This is a genomic window from Legionella adelaidensis (assembly GCF_900637865.1).
Taxonomy (GTDB): domain Bacteria; phylum Pseudomonadota; class Gammaproteobacteria; order Legionellales; family Legionellaceae; genus Legionella_A; species Legionella_A adelaidensis.
Genome location: NZ_LR134418.1, coordinates 285,330 through 300,211 on the forward strand (window position 1 = coordinate 285,330; position 14,882 = coordinate 300,211).

Below are 14,882 nucleotides of genomic sequence, written 5' to 3' on the forward strand. Positions count from 1 at the left end.
AATAACAAGAATTACTCTTAATTCAACAGTATCAACTTGAAATGGAAAAATACCTTAATAAAAGTGGGAACTCTGGAGTAGAAGCTTATGATATAGGCCTTGACTATATTAAAGTAAAATTTAAAACTTCCTCCCTCATTTATGTTTATACATATAAAATACCCGGTGTACGCGAAGTCAATTTGATGAAAGGTCTAGCCCAACAAGGCCTGGGTTTAAGTACATATATTAGCCAACATATTAAAACTAATTTTGAAAGAACAGAATAATCAATTCCTAAAACAAACTACCTAATATTTGCCCTACCCTATTCAAATAATTTTTTTTAACACAGGAGTGTTACATCCCAGGCCTGGTTGATTGGGCTTCCTCATGCTCTGTTTCAGAATTCCTTTGCCCTTCTTGTTGGGCACTTTGAGGTGAGTCCTTTGGTGCCGTATTGGAAGAAAGGAAGGAATCATTCGATTTAAACTGGACAAGAGACCCATCTGGCCCAGGAGGATGGTAAAGCTGGCCATCTTTTGCAACAGCAACAACCTGATCTCCTACCTTTAGTGTAAAATCGGACTCTTTTGCCTGCTCCATGAAAAAGTCTACTGCCTTATCCTGTGAGGGAAACTTCATATTAATTCCCCCGCTTTTTTCATCTATAGTACATTTACCAAACCCCGGGGGATAGTTATCGGCATCTGTTTTAAATTTTCTATCGTAATTACTAAAAATTTGATTAATCTTTCCTTGCTCTTTTTGCTCAATTGCTGCTTGAGCCTGCACTCTATGAGTAATGGATTGAGAGGTAGAGGGAGGGGTATGTGAGGGCATAGGCTGCAAAAAGGAAGGGGCAGCGGCCTGTCTGTTCTTAGCAGCAGTAATTTGACTTTGTATCTCATTTAATTCCATTTGAGAAAGATTTTCTTTATCCTGTTTCATACGCAAATTTTGTAATGCTTGAGCTTCTGTGGTCATCAACTGCAGCTTATTTTTGTCTGCTTTAGGGTCATAGAGATATAAAGCATCATTGGTGAGAACATATGTTTTTGACTGGATGTCTTTCAGATCCTCTAATAGACTTTCACCTGTTTTAGACGTATTCAATTTCTGGAAAGAGGTATCTGTAGGAGGCTCGACTGCGGAAGGAATAGTTTCTTGCGCAAGATTACTTGAATATCTTACAAAACTATCAACTTCGGTTATCGTCTCGTAGGAAGGTGATTTTTGTAACAGCTCCAGAATAAATGAAATCATTTATTGCCCAAATTGATCTTATATTTTACTAGTATAGATAAATTAAAGTATTTACGCTAAATGACCCCTGGGTTTTTTAACTTAATACTGCCAAAATATGGCATCATTAATTGTGGGAAACATTTTGTCTAGAACGCAACGTCTTTTTGACCTCATACAAATTCTTCGTCGACACCGCAACCCCGTAAATGGAAAAAAATTAGCGGATGAACTCGGAATAAGCCTGCGGACTCTATATCGGGATGTTGCCACTTTACAAGCACAAGGCGCCTCAATAGAGGGAGAGCCTGGCATAGGGTATGTCTTGCAGCCTGGATTTCTGTTACCCCCTTTGATGTTTTCTGAAGAAGAGATTGAAGCATTAGTACTTGGATCCCGCTGGGTAGCGCGAAGAGCAGATCAGCAACTAAGGCATGCTGCGGCCAATGTATTAGCTAAAATATCCGCAGTTTTGCCTGAAGATTTACGCCGCCAGCTTGAATTTTCTGGTCTATTTATTGGTCCGGCGCATACCGTAGTGGCGAAAGATGACAAAAAAGAAATAGTAATTCGTCATGCCATTCGCAAAGAAAATAAGTTGCACATGACTTACATGGATGTGAAAAATGAGGAGTCACAACGAATTATCTGGCCCATGGCACTGGGTTTTTTTGAGGAAGTACATGTAATAGTTGCTTGGTGTGAATTACGAGAAGACTATCGTCATTTTCGTACAGATAGAATTGCCAATCTAACACAACTACAAATACGTTATCCTATACGCCGTCAAGCTTTACTTAAAAAATGGCGTAAAATCCACAATATTCCTGAACAATAAATTAGCATTTACTGCTGACAAAAATTGACATCCCTCTTGAGTAAACTCTCTCCAATAACTTTTATTAAAGGAGAAAAATATGTCCCTTGAACCCAATGCCATTATTCTTTATGTTGAGAATCTTGCCATAAGCAGCCATTTCTATCGTGATCTATTGAGTACCAATCCAGAAGAGGCTTCGCCTACATTTAATGCTTTTAGATTATCAAATGGAATGAGCCTTGGTCTAAAAGCAAAACATGCCGTTGAACCCTCTCCCCATAACACCAGCGGTAATGGTGAATTAGCTTTTATCCGCCATAGTGATAAAGAAGTTGATGAATTGTTTGCCAAATGGCAAGAGAAAAGAATCCATATTATTTTCTCACCAGATAGAGTGCCGTATGGCTATACTTTTGTCGCACTTGATCCAGACGGTAACCGCTTGCGGGTGATTTCTCTTGAAAATAAAGAATGACCCTGCCCACTACTATTATTAAACCAATTGCTTTGGTAACTTGAGGAGTAATAAAAATGTCACTTGCGCCGCCTAGCTTCAAATATGTGGAAAGTTTTACCGTTACCGGATTTAGTGCCAGGACAAAAAACAGTGATGAATTCATGGAAAAAACTGCTAAAATTCCCGCCCTTTGGCAACAGCTTTATTCCAGTAACCTGGCTGCAAATACAAGCTTATTTGGAGTGTATTCAGATTATCAGTCCGATGCTAATGGCCTCTATACCATTACTGTCGGCACCCAAGAAAGTAATCTCCACTCATACCCCAGCTCGATAAAAATTCATACAGGAAACTATCTCGTTTTCCACGGCAAAGGCCCCATGCCGCTTGCTGTTATTGAAACGTGGAAACATATTTGGAATTATTTTGAAACGAATCACCAGAATAAACGTAATTTCATAAGTGATTTTGAATTGTATGATGGCGTGGATGAGGTGAGTATCTACATTGGTATTAATTAATTAACCATACTTATATCCTCTACATACGGGAAGGCGAACTAAAAAATTCTCGCTTATCTTTGCAGAAATACTATTTCCCTCATTATGGGAGGATATAAACCGGTGCAAAGGTTTATAAGAATTAACGGTTGTAAGTTACAAGAATTTCCATGAATATATAATCACGTTAAAACATTAGAGTTTAGTGTGAGTTTGAATTTAAGACCCTTACAAAGTGCTGTCACCCAATTACAGGAAGCCATTGATTTTTCGAATTCTGATTTAGCAAAAAAAGACTCAAAATTATTTAATCAATTTCGTAACTCTGTAATTCAATGCTTTGAATTTTCTTATGAACTATGCTGGAGAATGATTAAAAGACAATTAGAACTTGATTTGCCAACCCCTTCAGAAGTAGATCAACTTAATTTTAACGATATGATGCGTACCGCAGCTGAACGAGGATATGTTGAAAATCCTGTTGTTTGGATGCGCTATAGGAAGTTACGGAATGTTACTTTCCATGCTTATGACGAAAAACTTGCCCAAGAGGTATATGAGGTCGCTATTCTTTTTTTACATGATGCTAAAGAATTATTAAGAACACTACAAACTAATTCCTATGAAACCTAATACCCTCGATTTATCTTCGGCTGATTTAGCACTCATATTACAGCTGTTGAATCAACATATTCCTAACTATACAGTCTGGGCCTTTGGCTCACGTGTTAATAAAACTGCTAAAAAATTTTCGGACTTAGATTTAGTAATTAAAACGGTAAAACCTTTACCTTTAAACTTATTAAGTGATTTAAAAGACGCTTTTTCAGCTTCTGAGTTACCTATTCGGGTTGATATTCTAGACTGGAGCCGTATTAATGAAGACTTTCAAAAAATAATCCAAAAAGATTTCATAGTTTTAAAGCCATGAGTTGGCCCAACACTCTCCTACTGCAATTGCACTACTCAAGGCACCCTTAGTGACAGGGAATCAATCTGGTTGGCATTTTCATGTTTTCATACCTTATAATTCAAAATAAACAACACCAATAATCAGCAGGCCTAAAATTAACATAATGGGATAAAACCAACGGGCAAAATCTGTTATCTTTTTTAAATACTTTTTGTCCCATAGTTCTCCTAAAACAATGATTAAGGCCTTACTACCAACCAGAAAATAAGTAAATAATAGAAACGCCTGGAATAAAGTAATGTAGGAAACAGAAGGTACTTCTCGCGATACTGCCCATTGAAATGCGACCAGTGTTAACAATCCTGTCAAAACCAAGGATAAACGGTTGATCGCGGGTTGATAAGGAAGCCACAAAACTCCATGGCTAATAGCAATGATAATTAATAATGGGATAATCACTTTATAGAGATAAAAACCACTTCTTCTTTCAAACTGTACATTTAAATTGTAAACAGGTTTATTTTGTCGGTCCCCAAGAGTATGTTCTTCGCCAATAATTTGCCACTCATCAAGATTATCATGAACGTATTTCTGGATTTTTTCAGACAAAATAAAGTATTTTTGTTCAAAAGGAGAATATCCAAAAGGCGTTATCCTGATAGGAATCATTTGCTTATCAAAAGGGAATTGGTGTAGATCCATGGGGGTTTCAATCTGAATATTAAAGGTTTCCAGGTAATCTACTTGACCTGTAGGGGAAATAGTTAAAGATTTTAATTGAGGATTTATTTTTCCCCGCAATTCCAAAATTTGATAGTAAGGCCACCATATTTTTTTTAAAATTTCATCAACAGCCGGTCCCTGATAGTATTCTGAATGGTTACTGGGAGAGTCAGCCTGCCAGCGCATATGAACGGATAACTCCAAATCGGCCACTTCTTCTTGAGGATAAATAGCATTAACGTTGTTAACATTAATAGCTATTCCTACCTCGCGTACTGTCTGAGCAAAGGAATAACACGTAACCAGGCACAATAGCAAAAACAATAGCTTTTTAGACATTAAGTCTCCATTAAATATTTTATTTCTATTATGGCACATACGTTAACTTAGTAATTCCATATAGCCACTATACCTCCATGTATTTATAGTTATCTATTGAATTTTTGAACTTTTAGACTTAAATTCTTATAATTTGCTTTAACGCTTTTTCTAGGTTTAAGGATACCCCGTTTAAGGAAGAAACTGTGCTCGACACCACCCACACTCCAATTTTATACGTAGAAGACGATATTGTTGATCTTGAAAGTGTAAAACGTGAATTTAATAAAATTAACGGATCTTTTATTATTTATTCGGCAAAAAATGGTATTGAAGCCTTGGATAAATTATATGGACGAAATGGGCATAAGAAATTAGACCCTTTTCCCAAAGCGATTCTTTTAGATATCAAATTACCCAAAATGAATGGGATAGAGTTTCTAACAGCACTACGTGAAAATCCTCAATTTAATTCAATAATGGTTTTTGTGGTAACCAGTTTATTTTCCTCTAAAGACAAAATTGCTTTACAAAATTTAGGAATCGTTGGCAGCTTGATTAAACCATTACAGCATTCAGATGCCCTAGATATTTATTGGTGTGTTAATTCAGGCGCAGATGCCGGCAATATCCTTTTTTCCTAACCATTTACCCAGGAGCTTAAATGAGAAAAATAACTACCCTGCTTGCTACCCTATTGTTAACCATAGGATGTACATTGAGTCACGCAAAAACAGCGGTTATTAAAACCTCTGAAGGTGATATTACATGTGAGTTATTTGATCAGGCAGCACCCAATACAGTAGCCAATTTTGTGGGCCTGGCAATGGGAACCAAAGAATTTACAGATCCCAAAACCGGTAAAATGGTTAAGCGCCCTTTTTATAACGGGTTAACCTTTCATCGTGTAATCCCTGGCTTTATGATTCAAGGCGGCGACCCGCTGGGTAATGGAACGGGAGGGCCCGGGTATATGTTTAATAATGAAAATACAGACGCCAGTTTTGCCAAACCTGGGGTTTTAGCAATGGCAAATGCCGGACCAAATACAAATGGCAGCCAATTTTTTATTACCGTAGCTCCACAGCCGAGCTTACAAGGAAGCTATAATGTTTTTGGTCAAGTAATTGCGGGGCAAGACGTGGCGGATAAGATTAGTAAAGTGCCTACTGATGCTGAAGATAAACCGATAACGCCTGTGATTATTGAAAGTATCACCATTCAATAAAGGGAGCAAAATGGCCCCTGCATCGGGGTCCTTATTCTTTATTTAGTAGTGCTTCCAAGTCGGGGAAAACGTTGTGAAGAAGCTCTTTTGCTTCTCTTTGTTCACGACTGGATTTTGTCGCTTCTTCTATTTTTTCTCTTGGGTTTTCAAAAGATTTTTGAAAAAAACCAAAGCGATTATTTGAATAGCCCAAATCAATGCTTCTAGCCATTTTTATTCCCGTCTTGTCTTATTAATTAGCATTGTATTAATTATTTATTAAGGGAATATTAATTAGCTTGATAGGTGTAAAGGAAAAGGAAATCACCGCGAACAAGCCGCGGTTACTTTAGGATGTACTATGAATTGGCCAAATGCTTAATTGTTCCACCATGGACCAAAGTATTCGATTTTATTACCTTTTTTTAAGCCTTTTAAATCTTCCTTAAAGACGAAAGTCCGTACTATCCTGCCATCGGAAGTCTTAAAAGTAGATAAAACATAATCATTACGATTTAAAGATACATTAGGTTTATTTGCACAAGCACTTGTTATAAAACTCAAAAACACCATGCCAATTATAAAAAACTTACTTTTCATTCTCGCTCCTTTAGTTTCTCCATTTAGCCAGCTATCTAATATAGTGTAAATTTTAAATAAGTTTAAATTTTTTGCTATTATGCGCGAAAGTAAATCTTTAAAATAAGAGGTATACATGCTTTCTAGTGATATTGACACACCAAAACCCGGTTTTTTCTCAAAGCTGGGCAACTTATTCACAAAAACTCGCGATTGGGTTAAGAGTAAATTACCAAAGATACGAGAGAAACCGCGAAAAGACAGAAGCCGCTTTAACATTGTAGGAGAATACACAAGAAAAGTAGTTGAAGATGGTCTAACAAAAAGTACGGCTATCTTTGGGGTAGGGGTGTCGTTGTGCTTTGGTTATACTATGGGGCCATCCTATTGGACATATTTAATTCCTTTTATTGCAACCGCTTTCGTAGGAAAATTATGGCACCGTCATCCCCGTGATGTTTTACGATTCCTTTCCCTTTTGTCCAGAAATTTTCAACAAATGTGGTCTATGGCTCCTCCTTTAATTACTGTCATCAGAACAGGGTATAGGATAGTGGGGATCAGTACGAATCCCGGTCCTGCGATGTTTGCTAATTTTGGCGGTAGTCTGGGCCTCTCTTTTATAAAGTATTTAGCATCCAAAAGACGCTCTCGAGCTAATCCAATCGAATCTAACGAGAATTCAAAAACAGCAAAAATTAAAATGATATTTTTCAAAATTAAAGAAAAAGGAGGAGCTACTTTCAGGGAGTTTGTACTACCCGCCGCTTCATTTGCAGGAAAATGGGGATATTTCCGGCTCCTTACTTATACTTTTCTGGTATCATTCTTTCAACAACTCGGGTGGATGGCGTTAAGTAATAATCATTTACCTGAAGTGTATGAAAAATGGCTTTTACTATTTACCCTACTACCCGCCGCTTATCATCTTACATTATCACTTGCCAATAAGTTTTCTCCTCAACGTAGAAAAGACACTATTGAAAAATTAATTATTTATAGTAACGGGATTACCGATGGTATTCTTTCCTTTTCCATCCTCACTGGATTGTTCGCTTCCGTATTAATTAGTTACCAAGACCAGTTCGGCTTACCTTTTCAATTGTTCATATGTATGGGAGGCGCTGCCCCCGTAGGCATTTTTATGGGAATTTTTTCAACCAAGAAGGGCTTTTATAGAAGAGAAACTGCCTGGCTAAAAGGCTACGAATTTGCATCCTGGGACTCTTCTACAACAGAATTTCTCTCCAATGTGATTTATGTAAAATTTGAAGTGGAGGAAGGAAATGTCCTGAAGTATGCCGTTGTAGATCCGCTAGGTGATTTAAGACAAGGTTATATTGAGGCGCACGAATTAAATGATGATACGGCTTCCTATCCTTTGACGCTTGAAGAGCTCGAGTCCATGAGAACACAAATATTATTAGTAACTTCTGCCAGGACGCATACCCGCCCTCGCGTTAAAATTGAAGAAATTACAGAAGAGGGTTCTGTGGAGTTGCTACCTGTTTCCAGTACAACAAAAATTGTTTCGCAACTAGGAGGACTTAAAGAAGGAACAGAGGAAAATAAAAGAGGCCTCCTGAGCAACGAAAATAAGGAATTTGCTACGCGTCCTTTATTGTCCAGAACTTCGTCCCGCGCCTCAATACTGGCGGCTGTTGAAGGAGCGGGAGTTGGGGGTGACTATGAAGACACTGACATTGCTTATCAATTAATGAGGTCCTAGTTTGAAATCCATAGGGGATTTCAAAGCTTTGTAAAAAATGCATTACTATTCGAAACATATTAGTATAATTTGTAACCTCTATTGCTTGGCTAATAAAATGAAACCATTTTTTCATTTTTACATTTTACCCATACTTTTACTTAGCCCTTCTTATGCTCTTGCAGAAGATTGCGATAGTTTGTGCGCAGGGGAACAGCAACAATGTTTTAATACTATTCTTGCGGAAAATTATCCCCGTGATGCAAGCAGGCATGCGACGAGGACTTGCTCAGAGACTTTTTTACTCTGCAAAGTTGAGTGCGCACGTCGAGAAGATAGGGCTCCCCTATCCAAGCCCAATATGTTTATGCAGGAATAATCTTAATAGGAGATTAGATATTTATATTGAGAAAAAGTTTTAATAAAAGTATGTTTGTTAATGTTTCCTTAATTTTTTCCTGTTAGATTTAATCCAATCTGATGAAAAAATATCTTTGCTATGCGTCAAAATATATTCTTATTAATTGAAGAGTACCTGATTTATCCTACTCCCCAAAATGCAGAAGCATTGAAAGAACTCTCTCATCTTCTTGCAAACAAAGCTTATGATGAAGCGAGACTAAAATTTCCAGGTAAAAAAATTGGCGGTGATGAGTATATGCCCATTCTTCTAGAGCATATGACAGTCTATGCACAAGAAGCTTCTAATCATTCAACACGTTTAATAAGAAATAGCGAGGTTAGTACAGAGGATCCTGAATTTATTTTCAGGCTCAGTAAAGCGCAAAGAGATACCATCTATCAGTTAAAAGGCAGCTTATTAAATGAGCGCAGACGAAGACCTGATGGTCTTATTTTTGCCTTTAATGGATTTATAGAGCGACGCAAATCGCAGTTTAATTACTGCTCCGACAAGGAAGCGCTCATTCTTGATCTGATAAGTTACTTAGGCCTCAAGGCCCAGAGACTTACCGAAGAAGGACATGTGGATGTAGGGGCTTTACTTTTAAAAGCACGGAGTGAGGTTGACGCAATTCATAAAAGCCAGGAAAGTGAGCAAGTTAAAGAAAAACAAATTGGCGACTTATTAAATGACTTAAAAAACAATCCCCAAATAAAGCATCACCGGGGAATTAAAAAAATACTTACTAATTTCTTAATCGCATTGACCGGCGTAGGTTTAGTCTACCTGGCTGCTACGGCTAAATCACGGCAATCCTTTTGGTACCATCCGCAAACGCAAATAGAAAGCGATATAGAAAATACGGAACAAAATTTAAAAAAAGCAATCGCTACTCCCTTGCAATAACCTGATTTTACGACAAGAATTTACGTCTTCATAAAAAAAAGAACGCCACCATGATAACTTTACAAAATAAAATTGCGATAGTGACAGGTGCCAATAGTGGTATAGGCAAAGGTATAGCCCAAAAATTTGTGCAACTCGGAGCACGTGTTGTTCTATTTGGCCGTAATGCTGAAACCTTAGAGAGAACACAACAAGAAATAGGTGCGGAAAATACCTTGATAGTTCAAGGAGATGTGACATCTACCGAAGATTTACAAGGTTTATTCAAAACCACTGTTTCCCGGTTTGGAAAAATTGACATTTTGGTAGCCAATGCCGGGGTTGCAGAACAAATTGGAATAGAAGAAGTCACTGAGGAGAAATTTGATTATCTGGTAGACATCAACTATCGGGGTTTATTTTTTACTTTAAAATATGCCATTGATTACCTTAATCAAAATGCCTCCGTCATTCTTATTTCTTCTTGCGCTGCACAAATGACTTTTATCAATCATAGTGTATATTCTTCGACAAAAGCCGCTGTTCTCAAACTAGCGCAAAATGCCTCTTATGATTTAGCCAAGAAATTAATACGGGTAAACTCTATCTCTCCCGGTTATATTGAAACCCCTATTTTTTCTACCGCTCTTTCTAATAACCCTGAATACTTAAAAGAACAAAGTGCTTATATTCCTTTAAAGCGTATAGGCACGCCAGAAGATATAGCCAACACCGCAGCTTTCCTGGCTTCTGAAGAAGCTTCCTATATAACAGGCGCTGATATAAAAGTAGACGGCGGCATAACCGCTTCATTTCCTATAATATAAGCAAGTAAAGTAATTTAATCTGTTGCTATACTATTTGTATCCATTTGTTCAGGTATCGATAATGCCCCAATCTGACCTATTTCATTTCCAAGCGGCAGTGATGAATCTTGCTATTGCACGTGCGAGAGAGATTGCAATCGACCCGCAAACGCAATTAAATTTCGACCCGCAAGGCCGGGTTCTTATAGAAATTAAAAAAAGTGACCTTGACGATGCTATTGTTGCACAGGCAGGAAGGCCCCTCTCGGATAAGATAACAGTAAGCCTGGATATTCATGACTTCCCTACCCTTCTGGGTAAGTATTATGAAGCAATAGAAGAGAAATTAATTACCCATAAAGTCAAACATCCCGAAGCAATTGTCCAACAGCTCCAGCACTCCCAGTCCATCGGCAGTATTAATGCCATTCAACAAGAGCTTCATTTTCATTTAAGTCTGTCTTTAAGAACGTGGCAAACATTTTTTGATGAAATTTATCCAGGAAAGTTTGCAGGGAAAGAAGCCGAACTAGAAAAAGCGTATAAAGATACTCTCGAACATATTAATGAGCTGGTATTGAATGAGTTTGCCAAAGCGCTTATAAAAGCGCAAAAGCCCGGCGAAGGTTTAGATATTAGTATCTTAAATAATGCATTGGACAAAGCACGCGAAAGCCTTGCTAGAAGTGCGCATGATTATTTATTTAAAAATATTCTCACCAATACACACGTGATTTTTTCCAAAGATGATTTAATTAAACTTCATCAAAATAAATCCCGCTTAAAAGAGATTGCGGAGCAAACCACGGCGACCCCAAATGACGTTATACACACTAGTTGTCACCAAGGCTTAGCCACATGGATTTCCGGTTCGGAAAATACAGCACACCACCGAGTAAAAGGCTTTGACCACCTCCCGCAGCGTCAAATTATTTCCCATCCTTATAAAGGTACAACAGTTAGCACCCATGAAGCTGCCCGTATTCAAATACGCACACCTTCACTTGATGTAAAAGATGATGAAGTAAAAAGAGATCCTAAGCCCTATATTGCAGATATTGCTGACAAGCTGGACGGGATAAAGAAATTTTATTCATTGGATTATGATGAATTACTAGACGACCCTAAAGCGTTCATCTACAACTTGCATACAGCCTCAAATGATTACATTTTTGGTTTAATTAATGCGGGGGATCGCAACGGTAATGAGCAAACGCAAGGTGCTGATCTGATTTTAAAAGGCTCTCATTTATACAATAAAAAGCAATTGGATGAAGAGAGAGATGCTGGGCAAACACCTGTTTTTTGTTTTGTACAAAACCTATCTGTCAGTGGGTTCGGAGATACTTTAGGTTATACGGGTAACCCCCTAAAACAAGAAGCTACTTTAATGGCCGAAATGGCATTAATACACACGCTTTATCCATTTTGCACCCCAGAGCAGCAAGCCGAGATTAACGCGGCAAAAGATAATTATAAAAAGTTTTTAAATAAAGACGAGCGGGGAGAATATTTTTCCGCTTCAATAGAAGGCCAAAAAGCACTTGAAATCATAAGAAGTGTCAAGGATTCATGGAAAGCAGAACCTGAATTACCGAGTGAGGATTTTTTTCAAAATGCTGCAAATAGCTTAAAAATTTTAATCGCCAATGACCTTCATTTTTCTCATGATTATGCAAAACTTATTCAAACACTATCTATTTTTGTAGAAAAAGCATCGATTGCCGGCTGTAAAAGTGGTAATGAACGGGCCCAGGCAATTAATGGCCGCGTAGCTATTTTGGATAAACTATTTCATACGCCATCTGAAGATAGAGGAATCATTGCCGATTTACTTAAACAATTAGCAATGAACCCAAACCAACCCCAAGAAATAGCTACTTTATTAAAAAACAGTATCGATAACGAATATAATTTAAGCGGCCTTCAACAGGCAGCCTCTCTCATTAGCCTCCTTGATCAAGGAGCAGCATCTAAAGTAAAAGCGAAATCCCCTTACTTTTACACAATAGATAGGAACCATGCTGAAGAACCCACGATGACCCATTTGCATCAAAATAAGTCCGATCTTATGCAAGCACATAAAGGTCTCGGAAAATTCATGTTTACAGCGGCTGAAGAAAATATAGAAGACCATCTGCGAAATTTAGGTGTTATTCAGTTAAGAATTAAAAAAAGAGAGCGCGGAGAACTCCCAGATAGCATTGGCGAATACAATGGTGAAACTATCGTTCATATTCCTGAAAAGGAAAAACACCGTTTAGCTTTTCTACAATACTTATACTCCGTTCATGCTCTGGGCAAACCCAAAATGAACCCACGTTTAAGAGACGATCTTATTCGCCGTGGCAAGCAAGGAGATGCCGCTATTTCCATGGAGCAATTATTAGGTCCCGAAGGCGTTGAGCTCTATACAAAAGCCTTACAAGAAGAAAGAGATAGCGTCGAATTTAAAAAGGCCATTTGGGAAAAAGCAACGGAAGAGACCATCAATGGAGACAGGCAATTTAAAAAACGCTTCGTAGCCCAAATATTAGGACCTGCCGGTGTGGGTAAAACCGGCGCTGTTCGCGCTATGTTAAGGAAACTGGAAGAGTTTATGGAAAGAGATCCTGATGTTCCTGGTCAACCTATGGTTGCCAAGGTAGACGGAGGGGATACGCGGGAAGTCTCACAAATCCGCAGGTGGGCTTTACAACATGCTATTGACATGAACTATACCGGGATTAGAGATTTATATGACATTGGTGATAAGCCTATACTGGACGAGGTTAAGGCAATAGATGTAGAAGATGTAGCCGTTCAAGATCCCCATATGAATATAGTTATTCCTACAACTGACTTGAAAAAAGTTAACAGGGAAAAACTAGAACATCCGGAAAGCTTACAAGAAGTTATAGTACAAGTTATCGGCAGACGTGAAGTGATTGAATATCAACAAATTTCACGGGCATGGAAAACTGATTGGCGCGATGAGCAGAGCTTAGCCGAATCCAAAGCCCCACCTTGGTTACCATTGGCTTCTTACATAAAAGGTACTTATTACGCCGAAAAAGGATTACAAAGTGCAAAAGATAAAGATACCCTCGTCTTTTGTGTAATCAACGACTCCATCTTAGTAAAAGAGAGCGAACCAGGAAACAACAACTGGCTACCTACCGACAAAATTAGTAAAGGCGTAATCCAAGTATCTGAACGTGTTTATATGGATTGGTTGAGAAGTCACAAGCAGGAAGATTTAAAATCGTTCAATAAACGTATGCCTCCTCTTATTACCACTCCCGAATTATTAATGGTGGAAACCACGGTAAAAGATTTAGAGAAAATAGCCACCGATCTAAAGCGCGAGGGCTTATTGGAAATCATTCATGACGTTAAAAACTTACAGCCGGTTTGGGAAAGCCATAAATGGCAAGAGTATCAAGAAAAAATTGATAAAATAAGAAATAATATCGACTATTTACAGCAAGAATACCCTCCGCTCCCAGGAGATATAAAGGAAGACTTATCTGCTCTTGACGAGCAGCTTAAAATGGCAAGAAATAAAGTACCGACAGGCAAGAAAATTCCTATTCCTGAAAAGGTTGAGAAAAAAAGGGAACAGGACGCTTTTTACAAAGTGGCTGAACAAGAAGTGAGTGAATTAGGATTTACTCACCGCATCATTAATAAAGGAGAGAGTATTACTCCAGATAGTAAAACGAAACCCCAAGTTAAAAATCAAATTTCTTCCTCCACTTCTTTAATTACCAAATACCAGGAAATTACTTTAAAGAAAGACCAGGTGATTCAAGCCTCAATTACTTTTGAAGATAATAACAAGGGCGTCTTGTTGCAAAATCATCGTGGTACCGTAACCGACGCTTCCCCACAAAAATTAACTAGCTCCCAACAAGTGAAATTGGCGGTGGAGCAGGCGAAAATGTTTTTAAGCAACTGGCGCCCAGGCAGTGGCGATATCATTATTCGTGGAACTGATTTAGAAATGGCAAACAAAGTTTATGCAGCAATTCTTCTTTTAAAAGATAGCCATCCAAGCCTAAAGGATTTATCCATTAAATCCTTTGTAACAGGGTGTGATGGACCTGGCCGCTTTGACTCTATAACGCGATTTATAAACCGGCATCTCGGTTCCCCCTCTAATGGGCCCATAAAAACAGAAACACGCGAGTTCCTGAAAACAGAACTTTCTGCTTTGTTTAACAACCCGGAATCGAATGCTTATAAATTACGCTTGGCCTCAATTAACCTGGCAGATAAGCCCGGCGAGGATACTCCTCCTTTAACCCCGCATTCGTCAGATTAAAGGGATAGATTAGTCCGCTTATGTAGTTGCATA

General features: G+C 38.2%; 17 protein-coding genes. 13 read left to right on the forward strand and 4 right to left on the reverse strand.

Annotation, left to right across the window (positions count from 1 at the left end; all coding sequences use genetic code 11):
* The first annotated feature begins 41 nt into the window (after positions 1-41).
* Positions 42-269, forward strand: coding sequence for a hypothetical protein (locus EL206_RS02465; RefSeq protein ID WP_058461966.1), 228 nt, complete (start codon positions 42-44; stop codon positions 267-269).
* Between the two features lie 70 nt (positions 270-339).
* Here EL206_RS02465 and EL206_RS02470 read toward each other — a convergent pair whose 3' ends face one another.
* Positions 340-1,245: a hypothetical protein gene (locus EL206_RS02470; RefSeq protein WP_058461967.1), complete on the reverse strand. Its 906-nt coding sequence runs from the start codon at positions 1,243-1,245 to the stop codon at positions 340-342.
* Positions 1,246-1,369: 124 nt separating this feature from the next.
* Between EL206_RS02470 and EL206_RS02475 the strand changes: the two genes are divergently transcribed.
* The 5 genes from EL206_RS02475 (at position 1,370) to EL206_RS02495 (ending at position 3,932) form a co-directional block, all read left to right on the forward strand.
* Positions 1,370-2,062: a helix-turn-helix transcriptional regulator gene (locus EL206_RS02475; protein WP_058462382.1), complete on the forward strand. Its 693-nt coding sequence runs from the start codon at positions 1,370-1,372 to the stop codon at positions 2,060-2,062.
* A 79-nt stretch (positions 2,063-2,141) separates the two neighbouring features.
* Positions 2,142-2,519, forward strand: coding sequence for a VOC family protein (locus EL206_RS02480; protein WP_058461968.1), 378 nt, complete (start codon positions 2,142-2,144; stop codon positions 2,517-2,519).
* Positions 2,520-2,575: 56 nt separating this feature from the next.
* Positions 2,576-3,022, forward strand: coding sequence for a GyrI-like domain-containing protein (locus EL206_RS02485; protein ID WP_058461969.1), 447 nt, complete (start codon positions 2,576-2,578; stop codon positions 3,020-3,022).
* 186 nt (positions 3,023-3,208) lie between these two features.
* On the forward strand, positions 3,209-3,634 hold the full coding sequence (locus EL206_RS02490; RefSeq protein ID WP_058461970.1) for an HI0074 family nucleotidyltransferase substrate-binding subunit: 426 nt from the start codon (positions 3,209-3,211) through the stop codon (positions 3,632-3,634).
* Positions 3,624-3,932: a nucleotidyltransferase family protein gene (locus EL206_RS02495; protein WP_058461971.1), complete on the forward strand. Its 309-nt coding sequence runs from the start codon at positions 3,624-3,626 to the stop codon at positions 3,930-3,932. Before EL206_RS02490 ends, EL206_RS02495 begins: the two co-directional genes overlap by 11 nt.
* 93 nt (positions 3,933-4,025) lie before the next feature.
* On the opposite strand, the gene EL206_RS02500 is transcribed toward EL206_RS02495, so the two are convergent.
* Positions 4,026-4,976, reverse strand: a complete 951-nt coding sequence (locus EL206_RS02500; RefSeq protein ID WP_058461972.1) for a hypothetical protein — start codon at positions 4,974-4,976, stop codon at positions 4,026-4,028.
* Between the two features lie 185 nt (positions 4,977-5,161).
* Here EL206_RS02500 and EL206_RS02505 point away from each other — a divergent pair, with 185 nt between their 5' ends.
* Both EL206_RS02505 and EL206_RS02510 read left to right on the forward strand, forming a co-directional pair.
* Positions 5,162-5,599 (forward strand): response regulator, encoded by a 438-nt coding sequence (locus tag EL206_RS02505; protein ID WP_058461973.1) that lies wholly within the window; start codon positions 5,162-5,164, stop codon positions 5,597-5,599.
* 20 nt (positions 5,600-5,619) lie between these two features.
* Positions 5,620-6,183 carry a peptidylprolyl isomerase gene (locus tag EL206_RS02510; RefSeq protein WP_058461974.1) on the forward strand — a complete coding sequence of 188 codons (564 nt, stop codon included), beginning with the start codon at positions 5,620-5,622 and terminating at the stop codon, positions 6,181-6,183.
* Between the two features lie 31 nt (positions 6,184-6,214).
* On the opposite strand, the gene EL206_RS02515 is transcribed toward EL206_RS02510, so the two are convergent.
* Both EL206_RS02515 and EL206_RS02520 read right to left on the reverse strand, forming a co-directional pair.
* Entirely contained in the window at positions 6,215-6,394 is a 180-nt protein-coding gene (locus EL206_RS02515) for a hypothetical protein (RefSeq protein ID WP_058461975.1), read from the reverse strand.
* Between the two features lie 146 nt (positions 6,395-6,540).
* Positions 6,541-6,942 carry a hypothetical protein gene (locus EL206_RS02520; protein ID WP_131739641.1) on the reverse strand — a complete coding sequence of 134 codons (402 nt, stop codon included), beginning with the start codon at positions 6,940-6,942 and terminating at the stop codon, positions 6,541-6,543.
* A 172-nt stretch (positions 6,943-7,114) separates the two neighbouring features.
* Between EL206_RS02520 and EL206_RS02525 the strand changes: the two genes are divergently transcribed.
* The 5 genes from EL206_RS02525 to EL206_RS02545 all read left to right on the forward strand — a co-directional run bounded on the left by EL206_RS02525 (position 7,115) and on the right by EL206_RS02545 (position 14,849).
* Positions 7,115-8,470: a hypothetical protein gene (locus EL206_RS02525; RefSeq protein ID WP_131739639.1), complete on the forward strand. Its 1,356-nt coding sequence runs from the start codon at positions 7,115-7,117 to the stop codon at positions 8,468-8,470.
* A 97-nt stretch (positions 8,471-8,567) separates the two neighbouring features.
* A complete protein-coding gene (locus tag EL206_RS02530) occupies positions 8,568-8,828 on the forward strand; it encodes a hypothetical protein (protein WP_058461978.1) in 261 nt (86 codons plus the stop codon).
* Positions 8,829-8,948: 120 nt separating this feature from the next.
* Positions 8,949-9,758, forward strand: a complete 810-nt coding sequence (locus EL206_RS02535; protein WP_058461979.1) for a hypothetical protein — start codon at positions 8,949-8,951, stop codon at positions 9,756-9,758.
* A gap of 50 nt (positions 9,759-9,808) precedes the next feature.
* A complete protein-coding gene (locus EL206_RS02540; RefSeq protein ID WP_058461980.1) occupies positions 9,809-10,564 on the forward strand; it encodes an SDR family NAD(P)-dependent oxidoreductase in 756 nt (251 codons plus the stop codon).
* A gap of 61 nt (positions 10,565-10,625) precedes the next feature.
* Positions 10,626-14,849, forward strand: coding sequence for a hypothetical protein (locus tag EL206_RS02545; protein ID WP_058461981.1), 4,224 nt, complete (start codon positions 10,626-10,628; stop codon positions 14,847-14,849).
* Positions 14,850-14,882 lie beyond the last annotated feature (33 nt).

Excerpts from the sequence above, each read along its gene's own strand:
- EL206_RS02515 (WP_058461975.1), bottom strand. The coding sequence starts at position 6,394 with ATGGCTAGAAGCATTGATTTGGGCTATTCAAATAATCGCTTTGGTTTT.
- EL206_RS02525 (WP_131739639.1), top strand. The coding sequence starts at position 7,115 with ATGGGGCCATCCTATTGGACATATTTAATTCCTTTTATTGCAACCGCT.
- EL206_RS02535 (WP_058461979.1), top strand. The coding sequence starts at position 8,949 with ATGCGTCAAAATATATTCTTATTAATTGAAGAGTACCTGATTTATCCT.
- EL206_RS02530 (WP_058461978.1), top strand. The coding sequence starts at position 8,568 with ATGAAACCATTTTTTCATTTTTACATTTTACCCATACTTTTACTTAGC.
- EL206_RS02510 (WP_058461974.1), top strand. The coding sequence starts at position 5,620 with ATGAGAAAAATAACTACCCTGCTTGCTACCCTATTGTTAACCATAGGA.
- EL206_RS02500 (WP_058461972.1), bottom strand. The coding sequence starts at position 4,976 with ATGTCTAAAAAGCTATTGTTTTTGCTATTGTGCCTGGTTACGTGTTAT.
- EL206_RS02485 (WP_058461969.1), top strand. The coding sequence starts at position 2,576 with ATGTCACTTGCGCCGCCTAGCTTCAAATATGTGGAAAGTTTTACCGTT.
- EL206_RS02495 (WP_058461971.1), top strand. The coding sequence starts at position 3,624 with ATGAAACCTAATACCCTCGATTTATCTTCGGCTGATTTAGCACTCATA.
- EL206_RS02540 (WP_058461980.1), top strand. The coding sequence starts at position 9,809 with ATGATAACTTTACAAAATAAAATTGCGATAGTGACAGGTGCCAATAGT.
- EL206_RS02545 (WP_058461981.1), top strand. The coding sequence starts at position 10,626 with ATGCCCCAATCTGACCTATTTCATTTCCAAGCGGCAGTGATGAATCTT.
- EL206_RS02465 (WP_058461966.1), top strand. The coding sequence starts at position 42 with ATGGAAAAATACCTTAATAAAAGTGGGAACTCTGGAGTAGAAGCTTAT.
- EL206_RS02480 (WP_058461968.1), top strand. The coding sequence starts at position 2,142 with ATGTCCCTTGAACCCAATGCCATTATTCTTTATGTTGAGAATCTTGCC.
- EL206_RS02470 (WP_058461967.1), bottom strand. The coding sequence starts at position 1,245 with ATGATTTCATTTATTCTGGAGCTGTTACAAAAATCACCTTCCTACGAG.